The following is a 15,284-nucleotide window of genomic DNA, read 5'->3' as shown; positions in this document are numbered from 1 at the left end:
AGTTTTATCGCCGCACGGCACGAGCCGGCAATCGCAAGGCGGAACGGCGCTGATGGCGCTCTCACCCAGTCTATTCCCGCGCCAGAGCCAGTCACTGGTCATGACGCCGCAACTGCTGCAGTCCATCCGGCTGCTGCAGCTGAGCCATGCGGAATTGGAGCAGTTCATCGCCTCCGAGATAGAGCGCAACCCGCTTCTGGAGCGGGAGGAGCCGGATGTGGAGGCATTCGCGCCGGCGGGCGGCGGGGCAGAAGGCGACTTCAGTTCGGAAGCTATTGCCGAGCGCCTCGACACCTCCCTCGAAAACCTCTTCCCTGACGATCCGGGGACGCAGGACCCGATCGGGCCGGACCTTTCGGCGCAGTGGCGCTCGGCAAGCGGCAACGGCCTGGCTATCGGCGGCGCGGAGGACTGGAACCTCGAAGCCGTGGCGTCTGCGCCGCCCACGTTGCGCGACCATGTGCGCGAACAGATCGCCATGGCATTTCCCAGGCCGACGGAGCGGGCCCTGGCGGGGGAGCTTGCCGACTGCCTGGACGAGGCCGGCTACTTCGTAGGCGAGCTGCAGGAAGTAGCCGAGCGCACCGGGGCCGAACCAAAGATGCTGGAGCGCGTGCTGGCCGCGTGCCAGGAGCTCGATCCTCCCGGGCTATTCGCCCGGAACCTTTCCGAGTGCCTGGCGCTGCAGCTGAAGGCACGCGACCGCCTAGACCCTGCCATGCGGGCTTTGCTTGCGCATCTCCATCTTCTGGCAAAGCGCGATTTTCAGACGCTGAAGCGAATCTGCGGTGTCGGCGAGGAGGACCTCGTGGACATGCTGGCCGAAATCCGGGCGCTCGATCCCAAGCCGGGCGCCGGCTTTTCCACGGCGCCCGCCGACCCGATCGTGCCGGATGTCCTCGTGCGGCCGTCCGCCGAGGGCGGCTGGACCGTCGAGCTCAATCCGGATGCGCTGCCGCGCGTGCTGGTCAACGAGACCTATTTTGCCAGCGTGTCGACGCGGGTCACGAGGGAAGAGAAGGTGTTCCTGTCGGAATGCCTGCAGAGCGCCAACTGGGTGGCGCGCAGCCTGGACCAGCGGGCGAAGACGATCCTAAAGGTGGCCGCGGAGATCGTGCGGCAACAGGATGCGTTCCTTCTCAAGGGCGTGCGCCATCTGCGCCCGCTCAAGCTGAAGACCGTGGCCGAAACGATCGGCATGCACGAGTCGACGGTCAGCCGGGTGGCGGCGAACAAGTATATGATGACGCCCCGAGGGGTATTCGAACTGCGCTACTTCTTCACCACGGCGATCGCGGCGAATGACGGGGGCGATGCACATTCGGCCGAGGCGGTGCGCGACCGCATCCGCAGGCTCGTCGGTGCGGAGGACGCGGAGGACGTTCTATCCGACGACTCGATCGTCGATGTGCTGCGCAAGGAAGGCATCGACATCGCCCGCAGGACAGTAGCCAAGTATCGGGAAGGCATGAATATTCCCTCATCGGTGCAACGCCGGCGCGAGAAGAAGGCTCTTGCCGGAGCCGGCGCCTGAGCTCGGCCGCCCGCGCCATAAGCGGCCGGCTTTGATTGACAAGGGCGGGGTAAGCCACTAGAAGCCCCGCCGCATGAGAGGGCAGGTACGGCGACCAGCACCCGCTGTTCCGCACCGCTGTGAGGGTGTGCGGAAATCGCTGCGGAAATACCCACGCATTGCCATCGTGGAAGCTTGTATAGGCGGGGCACGGGTATAAACTCTTGCAGGTTGGATTCCTGACCAGGAAAGGTCGTTCTCCCATGAACCTCCGAATTTCCGGCAAGCACATGGAAATCGGCGAAGCCTTCCACAGGCGTATCGAAGAGCGGATCAGCGAGGCGATGCAGAAATATTTCGACGGCGGCTTTTCAGGGCGCGTGACCGTCGAGAAATCGCGCGGCCGATTCAGTGCCGGCTGCACGATCCATCTCGACACCGGGGCCGTGCTGCAGGCGGCCGGCGAGGCGCAGGACCCGCAACTCGCCTTCGACGACGCTGCCGGGCACATGGAAAAGAGGCTGAGGCGCTACAAACGCAAGTTGAAATCCCACAGCTCCTACCAGAAGGGGCAGGACCTGCAGGAGGCGGCGGTTGTCGCCGAATCCCGTCTGGCGGTCCGGTCCATGAGCGTCGCCTCGGCCACCCTCGAGCTCGAGATGAAGGAAAGCCGGTGTTCGCATTCGGCAATACGGGCAGCAACGCGGTCAATATCGTCTATCGGCGGCCGGACGGAAATATCGGCTGGATCGATCCCTCAATGGCGAACGGGTAAAGCTATGCCGCCGGCTCCGCCCCGGACGCGGCACGGCCAGCAAAGGACGGGATGAAATGGATCTCAGCGATCTCATCGAGGTTCCGGCAATCCTGCCGGCCTTGAAGGCGAATTCCAAGAAGCAGGTCCTGCAGCTTCTGGCGGAGAAGGCAGCGGCTGTGACCGGGCTGCCCGAGCGGGAGATATTTGACACGATCCTGCAGCGCGAGAGACTGGGCTCGACCGGCGTGGGGAACGGCATCGCCATTCCGCATGGGAAACTGCCGGGGATAAAGAAGATCACGGGCGTCTTTGCCCGCCTGGAAACGCCTGTCGACTTCGACGCCCTTGACGACCTGCCGGTCGATCTCGTCTTCCTGCTGCTGGCGCCGGAAGGCGCCGGGGCCGATCATCTGAAGGCGCTGTCGCGGATCGCGCGGGTGCTGCGCGATGCCGATACCACTGCGAAAATCCGCGGAACAAGGGACGCGGTGGCCATCCATACGTTTCTTTCGCAAGCTCCGGCGTCCAACGCGGCCTGACCCCACGGCCGCCACGCAAGGCTATTGCGTGGCGTCAGCCGAGTTTTCGGCCGGTTTCAGTGCAGGCTGACCGGCTTCAGATCGTTCTGGAACGCACCCGCCAATACTGCCTCACGCCCGTCGGCAAGCAGAATCGGCTGACCATTTGCGGCAAACAGCGCCCAAAGCCTCGTGCCGGGCGCCATATCCGGCATACCCGGGAATTTGACCTTCAGTTCCGCAGCGTCCATCTCGCGCATATAGGCGATGACGCCCTCGCCCAAATGGGCAAGCTGCTGCGGAGATACCGTGAATTTCGATCCACCTTCAGTCATCTCAGCCTCCTATCCAGCGGGCCGTCCCTGCGAGACCAACCCGCTCAAGAGCTTGTGGTTCCGGCAAAAGCGCTGGCCGGCTGGCCAAGCTTCAGTCCTTCACCGAAATGTTGATTTTTCGCACCAGCCGCTCAGGCTCGGGCCTGTCGAGATCGATGGCGAGCAAGCCGTTCTTGAGCTCGGCGCTCAAGACGCGCATGCCATCGGCAAGGACGAAGACGCGCTGGAACTGCCGCGAGGCGATTCCCCGGTGCAGATATTCCCGTTCCGTCTCGTCGTTCTGCCGTCCTCGCACCAGGAGCTGGTTTTCTTCCGTGGCAACCTCGAGGTCCTGCTCCGAGAAGCCGGCCACAGCAAGCGTGATGCGCAGACGTTCGCCTCGCCCGTCTGTGTTGCGGATGCGTTCGATATTGTATGGGGGATAGCTGTCGCCCGACTTGGCGATGCGTTCGAGCGTCTTTTCCATACTGTCGAACCCCAGCAGAAGCGGGTTCGAGAACGGCGTCATACGCGTCATGTCTTCCTGTCCTCAAAGAGCGACGTGGACAGACAGAAACCCGGATGGCGTTCCTGCCTGCGCCCTTGATATGGTCGATCCGCAAAACGAGTTCAAGAAGGGCGGCATTTCGTGACGGCAGCACAAAAGATCATCATAGACACCGATCCTGGCCAGGACGATGCCGTCGCCATCCTGCTGGCGCTGGCAAGCCATGAGCTCGACATAGTCGGCATCACGGCGGTGGCCGGAAACGTGCCGCTGGCGCTGACGGAAAAGAACACCCGCAAGATCTGCGAACTGGCGGGGCGCAGGGACGTGCCGGTCTATGCCGGCGCCGTCCGCCCCATGGTGAACGAACTTGTCACCGCCGAGCATGTGCACGGAAAGACGGGACTCGACGGGCCGGATCTACCCGAGCCCACAATGCCGCTGCAGGAACAGCACGCGGTCGACTTCATCATCCAGACCCTTATGGGGCATCCGCCTGGCGACATCACTCTCTGCACGCTTGGGCCCCTGACCAATATCGCGCTGGCGCTGGTGCGGCAGCCGGAGATCGCCCCGCGCATCAAGCAGATCGTGATGATGGGCGGCGGCTTCTTCGAGGGAGGAAACATCACGCCGGCCGCCGAATTCAACATCTATGTCGATCCGCACGCGGCCGATGTCGTATTCCGCTCCCAGGTGCCGATCGTCGTGATGCCGCTCGACGTGACCCACAAGGCGCTGACATCCGCCAGCCGCATCGCCGCCATCCGTGAGCTTGGCAGTCCGGTCGGCATCGCGACGGCGGAGATGCTCGAATTCTTCGAACGCTTCGACGAGGAGAAATACGGCTCGGACGGCGGGCCACTTCACGATCCCTGCGTGATCGCCTATCTGCTCAAGCCCGAGCTCTTCCGGGGAAGACGCTGCAATGTGAGCGTGGAGACAGCCTCGGAACTGACGCTCGGCATGACCGTGGTCGATTGGTGGCAGGTGACGGACCGTCCCGCCAACGCGCTGGTCATGCGCGATATTGACGACGAGGGCTTTTTCAAACTGCTCACCGAGCGGCTGGCCCGGCTCTGATCATCGCGAGAAGGCGAGCCAAACCCCGCCACCTACAAGAAAGCCGCCGCCGATGCGGCCGATCCGGCGCATCGCCCTTACGCTAAGTTTTCGGCCGATGCTGCCGGCAGCCAGGGCATAGCTGCCGTCCGAAACCAGCGAAAAGACAAGCGCGGTGCCGCCCAGCACGAATATCTGCAGGAAATGATTGCCGGTCGGGTCGACGAATTGCGGCAGCAGGGCGCCGAAGAAGAGAAGCTGCTTCGGATTGCCGAGCGACACGAGAAGGCCCTGCAGAAAGAAGCCGCGGCGAGGCGTCTCTGCCCGGATGCGCTCGCCAGGCCCCGCGGCGGCCCGGATCATCTTCCAGCCGATCCAGCAAAGATATGCTGCCCCGGCGAGCTTCACCCAGCCGAACCAATGGCCCGCAAGCTCGATGAGCGAGGTGAGACCGATGCCAGCTACGGAAACCATGATCAGAAGCCCGAGCAAAGTACCGGCGACATTGAGGAGGCCGGCGTAGATGCCATGGCGCATGCCGTTGGCGACGATCAGCATGTTTGTTGGGCCGGGAGCGACGGTCGCCACCAGCAGGACGATCAGATAGGCGGTGTAGGCGTCAAGCGACATGACAAGGCTCCTCCCCATGCCAATGGAGGCACGCCGGGGGCGGCTTGTCCAGTCTCTACCCGGAGCGGCCTGCCGCAGCCTCCACTTCCGCCCGCAGCGGGATTGACGGCTGTGCGCCGCGCTTGAGGCAGGCGAGCGCGCCGGCAATGGCGGCCTGGCGCAACGCCGCTTCGAGCGCGAGACCCTCCGAGAGGCCTGCAGCCAGATAACCGCAGAAGGTGTCGCCCGCGCCGACCGTGTCTACCGGCGTGACCTCGACGGTCGGCACATGCAGGAATTCGTCGGGGGTGGCTGCCAACACACCTTCCGCACCCCGCGTGACCACAATGGTGCGGCCGGCCCTTCGCGCCAGGGCGCGCATCTTTTCCTCGCGGCCATCTCCTTCAAGGGCGAGCGGCATGGCGTAGAGATCGAATTCGGTCTCGTTGGCGATCACATAGTCCGCGAGGTCGAGATAGCCGATGGCATCCACGTGGAACGGCGCCGTGTTGAGCAAGGAAACCGCGCCGGCCGCTCGGGCGCCCCGGAGCGCAGCCTCGACAGTCTCCAACGGCACTTCATGCTGCAACAGCACGAATTCCCCGCGGCTGAGACTCGCCGAATCCACGTCGCTGGGAAGAACCTCAGCATTGGCCCCGGGAACGACGGCGATCATATTCTCGCCGTCGCTGCCGACGAGGATCATCGCGGTTCCGGTGGGCGAGCGGGTCTTTTTCACCCGCGACAGATCTATGCCTGCCTCGTCCAGGAGCGCCAGCGCCTCATCGGCGAAGGCGTCGGCACCAACCGCGCCGATCATGCGAACATGGGCGCCGGCCCGCCGCGCGGCAAGCGCCTGGTTCGCGCCCTTGCCGCCGGGCGCGGTGGAGAATTCCATGCCCGGCACCGTTTCCCCCGGCGTCGGCAGCCTCTCCACGCGCGCGATGAGGTCGAGATTGATGGAGCCTATAATGGTGATCACGAAAACCTCCCGCAGGACCAGGCGGGAAGCTAGCGACTTTCAGCCAGATGGCAAAGGGGTGTTGGGGGTTGTCGTGCCCCTCTCCGCCGCCGAGGCAGACGGAGAGGGTGTTCTCCCGTTGGACTTCCTTAAGCCTGCCGCTGGAGCTGCGCCGCTTCCCAGCCGAGAATGGCGCGCTTGCGCGTCAGGCCCCAGTGATAGCCTGTGAGTGCGCCGGACTTGCCGAGCGCCCGGTGGCAGGGCACCACGAAGGAAAGCGGATTGGCGCCGACGGCAGCGCCGACGGCCCGCGAAGCAGTCGGATAGCCGATCTCCGCGGCGATGTCGGAATAGGCGCGCGCACGCCCCATCGGGATCTTCAGCAGGGCCTCCCAGACCCGCACCTGGAAATCCGTGCCGATCAGGACGACCCGCAGCGGCTCTTCCCCGCGCCACCGGGAGGGGTCGAAGACGCGCGAGGCGTAGGGCGCGGTCGCGGAAATGTCTTCGACATAGTTCGCGTTCGGCCAACGCGAACTCATGTCCTTGAAGGCGGCCTGCTCTTCGCCCGGATCGGCGAAGGCAAGCCCGGCCAGCCCGCGGTCCGTCACCATCACCAGGGCGATGCCGAATGGCGAGAGGTGATAGCCGTAGCGGATGATCAGACCCTCGCCGCGCGATTTGTACTCGCCGGGCGAGATCGCCTCATGGGTTACGAAAAGGTCGTGCAGGCGGCCAGGCCCGGACATTCCGAGCTCGAACGAAGCTTCCAGAAGCGGCATGCCGCTGTCGAGCAGCCGGCGTGCGTGGTCTAGCGTGACCGCTTGCAGGAAAGCCTTCGGTGAAAGCCCGGCCCAGCGGGTGAAGAGCTTCTGCAGGCCAGTCGGCGTTTCGCCCAATTCGGCCGCGAGCGCCTCGAGCGAGGGCTGAGCCCGATAGTCCAGGCTGATCTTTTCGATGACGCGGCGGACGATCTCGTAGTCGCTGCCGACAGGGGTGATGTCGCGTTCGAGTATGGCAAGTTCTGCATTCATGGCACTTTCTCCTTGCGTGCCAATATGAGCGGAGAAGGAACGCCTCTCCACCCGATTCTTGCCGGATTCACCGGGCTTTCGCCGTCGCCAGCGCCTGCCCGAAGGCGGCTGCAAAACTCTCGCGGTCGTCGGGGTTGAGGAAACCACCAAGGAGGACCCGCTTTTCCCTCGCTTCGACGGCCATGCCGGTGATGCCCATCTCGGCGTGGCGCTGCACATGGAAGCGGGCCCAGAACGGGTTGAAGCTGTGCTCTTCGATTCGTCCGGAGAGCGGCACCTTGCGGATGTGGAGATTCGTGCGCGAGAGCGAGATCTCCTCGCGGATTCGGGCGGCGCGATAGTTCACCCGGAAAGCGATATAGATCGCCAGCACATCGAGGCCGAAGAAGCCGAAGATCGGCCACGCGCCGATGCTCATGAAATAAGCGCCGATGGTGAGCCATACAAAAAGCAGCGCCCCCATAAGCACCGCAAAGCCGGCACGACTAAGCGAGCGGTGCGGTACTAGAAGCGCCTTGAAGAAAGGCGCATCTGCGGCATTCTTTTCGTCCATGGACCCAATTATAGAGGCGGAATGCAAAAGCCCAAGTCCCAAAACGCCGCTGCCGGGGCGAGCCGCCCGACCCCCAGACCGCCGGCCAGGAAAGCGCGCAAGAAGCCGCTGTCGGCCTATACGCCGGACCAGGTGGAGGAAATCTTCCGCCGCTTCCGCGTGCAGCGCCCCGAGCCACGGGGGGAACTTGAGTCGGTGAACCCGTTCACCCTACTGGTTGCAGTGGCGCTTTCTGCGCAAGCCACGGATGCCGGCGTCAACAAAGCGACTCGGCCGCTCTTCAAGATCGCCGATACGCCGGAAAAGATGCTGGCGCTGGGAGAAGAGAAGCTCGGGCAATATATCCGCACGATCGGGCTATGGCGCAACAAGGCCAAGAACGTGATCGCGCTATGTGAGGCGCTGCTCCGCGATCATGGTGGGAAAGTGCCGGATGACCGCGAGGCGCTGACGAAGCTGCCCGGCGTGGGGCGCAAGACAGCCAATGTCGTGCTCAATGTCGCCTTCGGCCAGCCGACCATGGCCGTCGACACGCATGTTTTCCGTGTTTCGAACCGCATACTGCTTGCACCCGGAAAAACGCCGGAGGAGGTCGAGCAGGCGCTGCTCCAGGTGGTGCCGCCGGACTATCTCCTCCATGCCCATCACTGGCTGATCCTGCACGGGCGCTATGTCTGCAAGGCTCGGAAGCCCGACTGTCCGGCCTGCATCATCGCAGACTTGTGCAAGGCGCCGGAGAAGTGGTCGGACGTGCCCGCCCCGCTCGTGCCATGGCAGCCGGTAGAGCAAGGGCGCAGCCCGGAAGAAGAGGTCGAGGGCGGCGTCAGGCCGGGACCCTAGCCTATGCCGCGCGCCATCATCGCAGCGAAGATCGGGATCAGGGCAAAGACCGCAACCTCTCCCAGGAGATAGCGCCGCATGGCCGCGATCTCGATATCCGGGACGATGTAACCGCCTGTGGCGCTGCGGCTGGCCCTGCTCCACTGCATGATGCGCATAGTCGGCCGAAAGGAAATGATGCCCACCGCGATGAAGGCCGCCATCTTGGCCCAGAAGGCGCCGTTGGTGAGATAATATTCCCAGCCCTTCAGCCCGTAGACCACCCGGCCGATGCCGACGGCGATAATGGCGAGCGCCACCAGGCCATACATGCGGTCGACATGGACGAGCGCCTTGAGCTCGCGACCCGAAAGGCCGCTGCGCATGAGGATCAGTTCGCTCACGAGCACTGCGAAGAGCATGAACATCAGGAGGTGATGGAAGATGGCAAGAAGAAGATCGGTGAACATGCTTTCCTCGGGGGAGCCGCTGATGACGAGTTGAGACAAAAGCGCAACCAGTGATGCACCCTTTGCATTGATCGGCAAGTCCGGTTTTGCCAATCTCCATCCATGGTGCTGAAACGCCCCCTCAACCCCATGCCAGATGATGTGCGGGCGGCGCTGGTAGCCCGCGGCCTGATGGCGGCTTACGAGGCGCGTCCGCCCTATCAGCGCAATGATTATCTCTGGTGGATCAGCGCCGCCAAGCGCCCCGCAACGCGCCAGAAGCGACTCGCGCAGATGCTCGACGAGCTGGAGCGCGGCGGCGTCTATATGCGGATGCGCTGGAACGGATAGCCATTCAGGCCGTGGCGAGCACCGCGCTGTCTGGTGCATCGTCTCGCCCGGCGCCGCCGGCGAGATGAAACTTTCCAACACGGACCGCCACAAGGATTAACGGCTTGTTTACCACGATTGGCCAAAGTCGGCCCGTCGGGGTGCCATGCGTGGCCTGTTTCGCATCGATCGCGGTGTCTCGGCTGGGGGAGCGGCAGGAGAATGCTCCGTGCCCCTCGAGAGGTTCGGAGCGGCGACCGGTCAGCCGCGCAAAAGCAGGCATCGCGATGAACAGCAAGCGGTCGTATCTCGAAAATCTGAATACCGGGCGGGAGCGTCGCCCCGCAAGCGCCCTCGACGAGATCACGCGCACGCTCAACCAGCTCGAAAGCAGGCTGGAACGCGCCCTCGAACCGCGGCCGAGCGAGGAGGAGGACAAAGATATTGTCCGGCGCATCGAGCGCCTCTCCGACCAGGCGGGCATGCGGAAGGCGGCAGGCCATACGGAGTCGCGCCCCGAGCCTTCCCCGCGCATGAAGCTTGAACGCATCGCGCGCCAATTCGAAACCACCCGCCGCTGGGAGGATCAACTCGCCTCGATCGGCAGCATCGCCGCGGAACTCAAGGCTCTGCGTGACGATATACGCGTCTCGCCCGGCGCCATGCTGCGGACCGAGCTGAATGCCCTTCGCGAGGAAATAGGGCGCATCACTGCGGCCCTGCCGCGCGCCGCCATGCCCGCTGCAGTAAGCGGCGAATTCGAGCGGCTGTCCAATGCCGTGGAGCGGCTTGCCGAACGCGGCGGCGACCAGAATACCAAACTCCTGCGGCTGGAACTCGAGCAGGTGAAGGCGGCGCTCGCCAAGCTGGCGCGCGAGGATACGGTGCGCTCCCTGGAAAGCCGGCTTTCCGCACAGCAGGGCATTCCGGATCCAGCCGTCGAGCGGCTGGCCGCTCGGCTGGAGGAGATCGCCGCGGCCGTCAACAACCTGCCCGAATCACTTTCCCTCAACTCGCTGGAAGAGCAGGTCGGCGCCCTGGCAAGTGCGCTCGACAGGTTCGCAGGGCAGCAGGAACGCAGCCAGCCGGATCTCGTCGCCATGGTCGAAGAGCGGCTCGACGAGATCACGCGTGCCGTCACCGCATCGGCAGCGTTGGCCCATAGCCCCAATTTCGACCCGGCTCTTCTGGGCAGGATCGAGGCGCGCGTCGTCTCCCTCGCAAGGCAACTCGAAGAGGTGGCGCAGGACCGGTCGGGCGGGCTCGTGGCGGAGCGGCTCAACGCGTTGTCCGAGCGCATCGACCAGATCGCGGGACGTCTCGACGTGCCGGAAAAGGCTGTCGAGCGGCTGGCGAAGCATATGGCGCGTCTCGCGGAAAAGTTCGATTCGGCCGCTCATCCGCAACAGACGGAGGAATTCTTCCAGCACTTCGAGAACCGGCTTGCCGATCTCTCCGAAGCCATGGCGCGCCGGCAGGAAGACGCGATCCAGGAGGGGCGGCACCTGTTCCAGGAGATGGAGCAGCGAATCGAAGCCGCGGCCGAAAGCCTCAACAGGGCCGGCGCCCGGCACGGCGGGCCGGGCATCATGGCCGCCATCGACAGCCGCTTTGCCGAGCTTGCCTCGCGCTTCGACGGTTCGCGTCCGGAGACGGACGGCACCGCCTTGCAGGCGCTCGAGGCGCGGCTCGACGATATCTCGGACCGGTTGCAGAGCTCGACCTCTGCCAATGCCGGAATCGATGCGGATGTGATCCGCAATCTCGAGTCGCAGGTGGCGGCGCTTGCCGCTCATCTCGCCAAGCCGACCGCCGATATTCCGGATTTCGAGGACATCGCTCCGCGCCTGGAAAGGCTTGAGCGCGCAATCGAGGAAAACCGCACGGTCGTGATCGAGGCAGCCAGGAGAGCCGCCAACGAGGCGGTGCAGGGCATGGCAGCACCCGATCCGATCGACGGCGCGCTGCGCCGCGAGCTGAAGAATCTCGAAGCCCTGACCAGGAAATCCGACGAACGGAACACGAAGACGTTCGAGGCGATCCATGACACGCTGCTCAAGATCGTCGAGCGGCTCGGCTCGCTCGAGGAGGTCGGAGGAAAGGCCGCATCGGAAGCCGTATCTGGTCTCGACTACTCCTTCGGCGATCCCGCCGAGGTAGCGAGCCCTCCCCGGCGGGCGCCGGCGGAGGCTGCAAGCATAGCCGCCGACGCGGCACTGTCGGATGAGAGCGGGGACGCGACTTACCCGGAGCGGCGCAGGCTGCTCAGGGGGCTTTCCCGCGCCCTCTCGGCCCGCAGCAAGACCACCGTCGCACCGCGCGAGGAGCCGATCCTTTCCAGCCTGGACGAGGAAAACGACCCGCTCCTCAGCAAGGAGCACATGAACGAGCCGCTGGAGCCGGGCTCCGGCGCGCCGGACATCAACGCGATCATGCGGCGCGTGCGTGAACGGCAGGGCGTGCGCGAGCACGCGGCGGAGGAGACGGCCAAGGCGGACTTCATTGCCGCCGCACGCCGGGCCGCTCAGGCCGCAGCGGCCGAAGCCGAATTTTCCAACAGTGACGCCGCCGAACCCACGTCGCAGACAGAGGGGCGCGCCGGCAGGATTCTGCGTCGGCGGAAAAAGCAGCTCCTCCTCACCATGGCCGCAGCCGTGCTCGTCGCGGGCGGGGTGCATTTCGGCCCTTCGTTCCTCGACCGCGCGGAAGAACTGGCATTCCTTTCCGACGGCAAGGCGCCGGCCCAGTCAAAGCAGGCAACACCCGCTCAACCGGGCGAGAAGGTCAGCTTGGCGTCTACTCCGAAAGCTCCGGCCACCCAGCCGGCGCGTTCCGCCTCAACCAGGCCGCCTGCCAAAACGGTGGATACTTCGAGGGCGACTGCCCAAGCGGCCGTCCAGCAGGACCCAGTCGGGCCAGCCAGCGCCGGACCGGACCGACCCGCCGCGCCGAAGCCCAGCGCCGAGCAGAGCCCCGCGGCGATGCCTGCGCCGCTCGCCACCTCGCCGCAGCCCCTGCAGATTTCCGCCCTGCAAAACCAACAGGCGCCGGCGCTGAATCACACTTCTTCTCCAGGGCAGCCCGCGCCGCTGCCCCCGGCGCGCCCGGTACCGGAAGTGCCCGCAGATATCCAGCCGGCGGCGCTGCGCGAAGCGGCGGCGCAAGGCAATGCCGGCGCGCTCTACGAGATCGCCAGCCGATATGCGGAAGGACGCGGCGTTGCCGTGGACAAGGCGAAGGCCGCGCAATGGTACGAGGCGGCCGCGGAGCGGGGGCTTGCGCCGGCGCAATACCATCTCGGCAATCTGTACGAGCGGGGCATCGGCGTGGAGCGCGACCTCGCCAAGGCGAAGTTGTGGTATCACCGGGCGGCCGGCCAGGGCAACGCCAGCGCCATGCACAATCTGGGCGTGCTCGATGCCATGGGCGCGGACGGGCCGGCGGACAATGCCTCCGCCGCCCGCTGGTTCCGCGAGGCAGCCGAGCTCGGCGTGATGGACAGCCAGTTCAATCTCGGCATCCTTGCCGCCAAGGGGGTGGGCATCCCGCGCGACCTGGCGGAGGCCTACAAATGGTTCGACATCGTCGCGCGCACGGGCGATCAGGATGCGGCCGCCAAGCGCGACGAGATCGCCTCGGCCATGGCGCCGGCTGAACTCGCCAAGGCGCAGGAGAAGGCCAAGGGCTGGTCGGCGCGCGAAGCGAGCCCGGCGGCCAACGTGGTCCAGCTGCCGCCCGAATGGGCCGGCGCAGGCGCGGAGATCACCGCCAGCGTCGACATGAAAAGGGCGGTCACCAACATTCAGCTCATCCTCAACAAGATCGGCTTCGAGGCGGGTCCGGCGGATGGGCAGATGGGCGAGCGCACGCGCTCCGCGATCCGTTCTTTCCAGAAAAAGAACGGAATGGCGGAGACGGGCGAAATCGATGACGCGCTGGTTCGCGCTCTTCTCAAGCGCAATGAAACGACGCAGTAACCACTTGGCGGTTTCCCGGCACTCCCGGAGGCGAATTCCCGCGCCTTTTCAAAGTTTTCCGCCTCCACGTGTTTGACTTCGCCCCATTGTGGGCGCAAGAACGGGCTAGTCGACTTCTCGCGCGCGGCGGCCCCGCCGGGCTGCGGTGCACAGCTCTTTTTTGGTGTCGCGGGTGGGCATTTATCTCCCGATCGCGGAAATGTCCGTCAACATGGTGGTCCTGCTCACCATGGGGGCTGCGGTCGGCTTCCTCTCCGGCATGTTCGGGGTCGGCGGCGGTTTCCTGATCACGCCGCTGCTCATCTTTTACAACGTGCCGCCGGCGATCGCCGTGGCGACCGGCGCCAACCAGGTGATCGCCTCCTCGTTTTCGGGCGCGCTCGCCCATTTCAAGCGCGGCACGCTCGACGTGAAGCTGGGCTTCGTGCTGCTGTTGGGCGGCATCGCCGGCTCCACCATAGGCATCTATGTCTTCGCCTATCTGCGCAGCCTCGGGCAGCTCGATCTCATCGTCTCGCTGCTTTACGTCGTGTTTCTCGGATCGGTGGGTGGACTGATGCTGGTCGAGAGCGTGCGAGCCCTCCAGCGGGCGCGCGGCGGTCAAACGGGATCGCTCCGCCGCCCCGGCCAGCACAACTGGATCCACCGCCTGCCGCTCAAGATGCGCTTTCGTACCTCAAAACTGTTCGTCAGCATCATTCCGGTGCTGGGGATCGGCGCGATGATCGGCTTCCTCGCCTCCATCATGGGTGTGGGCGGCGGTTTCATCATGGTGCCGGCCCTCATCTATCTGCTCAAGGTCCCTACGAATGTCGTGGTGGGTACCTCGCTGTTCCAGATCATCTTCGTCGCCGCTTTCACGACGGTGGTCCACTCGGCGGCCAACCAGACGGTGGACGTCGTACTCGCCTTCCTGCTCATGGTGGGCGGTGTGGCGGGCGCCCAATACGGCACGCGCGTCGGCCAGAAGCTGCGCGGGGAGCAATTGCGCGCGCTGCTGGCGCTGCTTGTCCTTGCCGTGGCGCTCAGGCTCGCCTTCGACCTCTTCGTGCGGCCGGCCAGCGTCTACTCGCTTGCGGGGAATCTGTGATGCGAGCCTTCCCGCGCCTCATTCCACTTGTCCTTCTGCTCGCGCTCACCGGGCGAGCCGTGGCCCAGGAAGAGGTCCAGCCGGAGGCGATCGAGATCGGCCTTTCGACAGACAGCGTCGCCATCACATCCGACTTTGCCGGTACGAATCTGACGATCTTCGGCGCGCTCGACAATGCCGACCCTCTGGTGAGTCGGCAGGGCCGCTACGACATCGTCGTGGTGCTCGAAGGCCCACCGCGGACGGAAGTGGTGCGCAAGAAGACACGCGTTCTCGGCATGTGGATCAATACGGAATCGGTAGTGTTCCGCGATGTGCCGGCCTCCTATTCCGTCGCGCTGACACGGCAGCCGCAGGACATAACAGACCCGGCCAGCTATGATCGGCTGGCGCTGAGAATCGAGAACATCCACCTGCGGCCGCTCGACGCCGATGGCAATCCCCGCACCATCGAGGAGTTCACGGCCGCGCTTCGCCAGCTCAAGCAGTCGGCCGATCTCTATGTGGAAAATGTGGGCGGGGTGCAGTTCCTCTCACGATCGCTGTTCCGCGCCACGCTCTATCTGGCGCCGCACGTTCCCGTGGGCACGCACAAGGCGCGCGCCTTCCTGTTCCGCAACGGCACCTTCCTGCGCGAGACGTCCGCACCGCTCGTCATCCGCAAGGCGGGCTTGGAGCAGACCATCTTCCAATTCGCGCACCAGCAGAGCCTTCTTTATGGCCTCTTTGCGGTGCTGCTTGCGATGCTTACCGGCTGGCTGGGCCGGATAATCTTCCGGCGCGATTGACC

General features: G+C 64.9%; 15 protein-coding genes and 1 pseudogene. 9 read left to right on the top strand and 7 right to left on the bottom strand.

Annotated elements, in window-relative coordinates; translation table 11 throughout:
• The first annotated feature begins 52 nt into the window (after nt 1–52).
• From rpoN to ptsN, 3 genes and pseudogenes are all read left to right on the top strand, one after another.
• The gene (gene rpoN, locus RIN79_RS00185) at nt 53–1,534 is read left to right on the top strand and encodes an RNA polymerase factor sigma-54 (RefSeq protein ID WP_309082551.1); all 1,482 of its coding nucleotides are present in this window, start codon (nt 53–55) and stop codon (nt 1,532–1,534) included.
• Between the two features lie 242 nt (nt 1,535–1,776).
• A pseudogene (gene hpf, locus RIN79_RS00180) lies at nt 1,777–2,288 on the top strand (ribosome hibernation-promoting factor, HPF/YfiA family).
• 56 nt (nt 2,289–2,344) lie between these two features.
• The gene (gene ptsN, locus RIN79_RS00175) at nt 2,345–2,809 is read left to right on the top strand and encodes a PTS IIA-like nitrogen regulatory protein PtsN (protein ID WP_309082550.1); all 465 of its coding nucleotides are present in this window, start codon (nt 2,345–2,347) and stop codon (nt 2,807–2,809) included.
• 56 nt (nt 2,810–2,865) lie between these two features.
• Here ptsN and RIN79_RS00170 read toward each other — a convergent pair whose 3' ends face one another.
• Together RIN79_RS00170 and RIN79_RS00165 are read right to left on the bottom strand one after the other, a co-directional pair.
• A complete protein-coding gene (locus RIN79_RS00170; RefSeq protein ID WP_309082549.1) occupies nt 2,866–3,123 on the bottom strand; it encodes a DUF1150 domain-containing protein in 258 nt (85 codons plus the stop codon).
• Nucleotides 3,124–3,214: 91 nt separating this feature from the next.
• The gene (locus tag RIN79_RS00165; RefSeq protein WP_309082548.1) at nt 3,215–3,640 is read right to left on the bottom strand and encodes an Hsp20 family protein; all 426 of its coding nucleotides are present in this window, start codon (nt 3,638–3,640) and stop codon (nt 3,215–3,217) included.
• A gap of 111 nt (nt 3,641–3,751) precedes the next feature.
• Here RIN79_RS00165 and RIN79_RS00160 point away from each other — a divergent pair, with 111 nt between their 5' ends.
• Complete coding sequence (locus RIN79_RS00160; RefSeq protein ID WP_309082547.1) at nt 3,752–4,693, top strand: nucleoside hydrolase; 942 nt, start codon at nt 3,752–3,754, stop codon at nt 4,691–4,693.
• Here the strand turns inward: RIN79_RS00160 and RIN79_RS00155 are convergent, their stop codons facing one another.
• The 4 genes from RIN79_RS00155 to RIN79_RS00140 all read right to left on the bottom strand — a co-directional run bounded on the left by RIN79_RS00155 (nt 4,694) and on the right by RIN79_RS00140 (nt 7,829).
• On the bottom strand, nt 4,694–5,302 hold the full coding sequence (locus RIN79_RS00155; protein ID WP_309082546.1) for a LysE family translocator: 609 nt from the start codon (nt 5,300–5,302) through the stop codon (nt 4,694–4,696).
• A 55-nt stretch (nt 5,303–5,357) separates the two neighbouring features.
• Entirely contained in the window at nt 5,358–6,263 is a 906-nt protein-coding gene (locus RIN79_RS00150; protein ID WP_309082545.1) for a ribokinase, read from the bottom strand.
• A 128-nt stretch (nt 6,264–6,391) separates the two neighbouring features.
• On the bottom strand, nt 6,392–7,276 hold the full coding sequence (locus tag RIN79_RS00145; RefSeq protein ID WP_309082544.1) for a methylated-DNA--[protein]-cysteine S-methyltransferase: 885 nt from the start codon (nt 7,274–7,276) through the stop codon (nt 6,392–6,394).
• A gap of 67 nt (nt 7,277–7,343) precedes the next feature.
• Nucleotides 7,344–7,829 carry a DUF2244 domain-containing protein gene (locus tag RIN79_RS00140; protein ID WP_309082543.1) on the bottom strand — a complete coding sequence of 162 codons (486 nt, stop codon included), beginning with the start codon at nt 7,827–7,829 and terminating at the stop codon, nt 7,344–7,346.
• 21 nt (nt 7,830–7,850) lie between these two features.
• Between RIN79_RS00140 and nth the strand changes: the two genes are divergently transcribed.
• Complete coding sequence (gene nth, locus RIN79_RS00135) at nt 7,851–8,669, top strand: endonuclease III (protein WP_309082542.1); 819 nt, start codon at nt 7,851–7,853, stop codon at nt 8,667–8,669.
• On the opposite strand, the gene RIN79_RS00130 is transcribed toward nth, so the two are convergent.
• Nucleotides 8,666–9,118, bottom strand: coding sequence for a DUF2214 family protein (locus RIN79_RS00130; RefSeq protein ID WP_309082540.1), 453 nt, complete (start codon nt 9,116–9,118; stop codon nt 8,666–8,668). The genes nth and RIN79_RS00130 overlap by 4 nt on opposite strands.
• Before the next feature lie 102 nt (nt 9,119–9,220).
• On the opposite strand from RIN79_RS00130, the gene RIN79_RS00125 reads away from it, so the two are divergent.
• From RIN79_RS00125 to RIN79_RS00110, 4 genes are all read left to right on the top strand, one after another.
• Nucleotides 9,221–9,448 (top strand): YdeI/OmpD-associated family protein, encoded by a 228-nt coding sequence (locus tag RIN79_RS00125; protein ID WP_309082539.1) that lies wholly within the window; start codon nt 9,221–9,223, stop codon nt 9,446–9,448.
• Between the two features lie 266 nt (nt 9,449–9,714).
• Nucleotides 9,715–13,404, top strand: coding sequence for a peptidoglycan-binding protein (locus RIN79_RS00120; protein WP_309082538.1), 3,690 nt, complete (start codon nt 9,715–9,717; stop codon nt 13,402–13,404).
• A gap of 172 nt (nt 13,405–13,576) precedes the next feature.
• A complete protein-coding gene (locus tag RIN79_RS00115; RefSeq protein ID WP_309082537.1) occupies nt 13,577–14,494 on the top strand; it encodes a sulfite exporter TauE/SafE family protein in 918 nt (305 codons plus the stop codon).
• Nucleotides 14,494–15,282, top strand: a complete 789-nt coding sequence (locus tag RIN79_RS00110; protein ID WP_309082536.1) for a TIGR02186 family protein — start codon at nt 14,494–14,496, stop codon at nt 15,280–15,282. Before RIN79_RS00115 ends, RIN79_RS00110 begins: the two co-directional genes overlap by 1 nt.
• Nucleotides 15,283–15,284 lie beyond the last annotated feature (2 nt).

The sequence above is a fragment of the Chelativorans sp. genome (assembly GCF_031180965.1).
GTDB lineage: Bacteria > Pseudomonadota > Alphaproteobacteria > Rhizobiales > Rhizobiaceae > Chelativorans.
Note: the sequence above shows the minus strand (reverse complement) of the source record. Positions and strands in the feature narration are given on the sequence as shown.

Excerpts from the sequence above, each read along its gene's own strand:
- RIN79_RS00125 (WP_309082539.1), top strand. The coding sequence starts at position 9,221 with ATGGTGCTGAAACGCCCCCTCAACCCCATGCCAGATGATGTGCGGGCG.
- RIN79_RS00120 (WP_309082538.1), top strand. The coding sequence starts at position 9,715 with ATGAACAGCAAGCGGTCGTATCTCGAAAATCTGAATACCGGGCGGGAG.
- RIN79_RS00140 (WP_309082543.1), bottom strand. The coding sequence starts at position 7,829 with ATGGACGAAAAGAATGCCGCAGATGCGCCTTTCTTCAAGGCGCTTCTA.
- RIN79_RS00170 (WP_309082549.1), bottom strand. The coding sequence starts at position 3,123 with ATGACTGAAGGTGGATCGAAATTCACGGTATCTCCGCAGCAGCTTGCC.
- RIN79_RS00145 (WP_309082544.1), bottom strand. The coding sequence starts at position 7,276 with ATGAATGCAGAACTTGCCATACTCGAACGCGACATCACCCCTGTCGGC.
- RIN79_RS00155 (WP_309082546.1), bottom strand. The coding sequence starts at position 5,302 with ATGTCGCTTGACGCCTACACCGCCTATCTGATCGTCCTGCTGGTGGCG.
- RIN79_RS00165 (WP_309082548.1), bottom strand. The coding sequence starts at position 3,640 with ATGACGCGTATGACGCCGTTCTCGAACCCGCTTCTGCTGGGGTTCGAC.
- RIN79_RS00110 (WP_309082536.1), top strand. The coding sequence starts at position 14,494 with ATGCGAGCCTTCCCGCGCCTCATTCCACTTGTCCTTCTGCTCGCGCTC.
- ptsN (WP_309082550.1), top strand. The coding sequence starts at position 2,345 with ATGGATCTCAGCGATCTCATCGAGGTTCCGGCAATCCTGCCGGCCTTG.
- rpoN (WP_309082551.1), top strand. The coding sequence starts at position 53 with ATGGCGCTCTCACCCAGTCTATTCCCGCGCCAGAGCCAGTCACTGGTC.
- RIN79_RS00130 (WP_309082540.1), bottom strand. The coding sequence starts at position 9,118 with ATGTTCACCGATCTTCTTCTTGCCATCTTCCATCACCTCCTGATGTTC.
- nth (WP_309082542.1), top strand. The coding sequence starts at position 7,851 with ATGCAAAAGCCCAAGTCCCAAAACGCCGCTGCCGGGGCGAGCCGCCCG.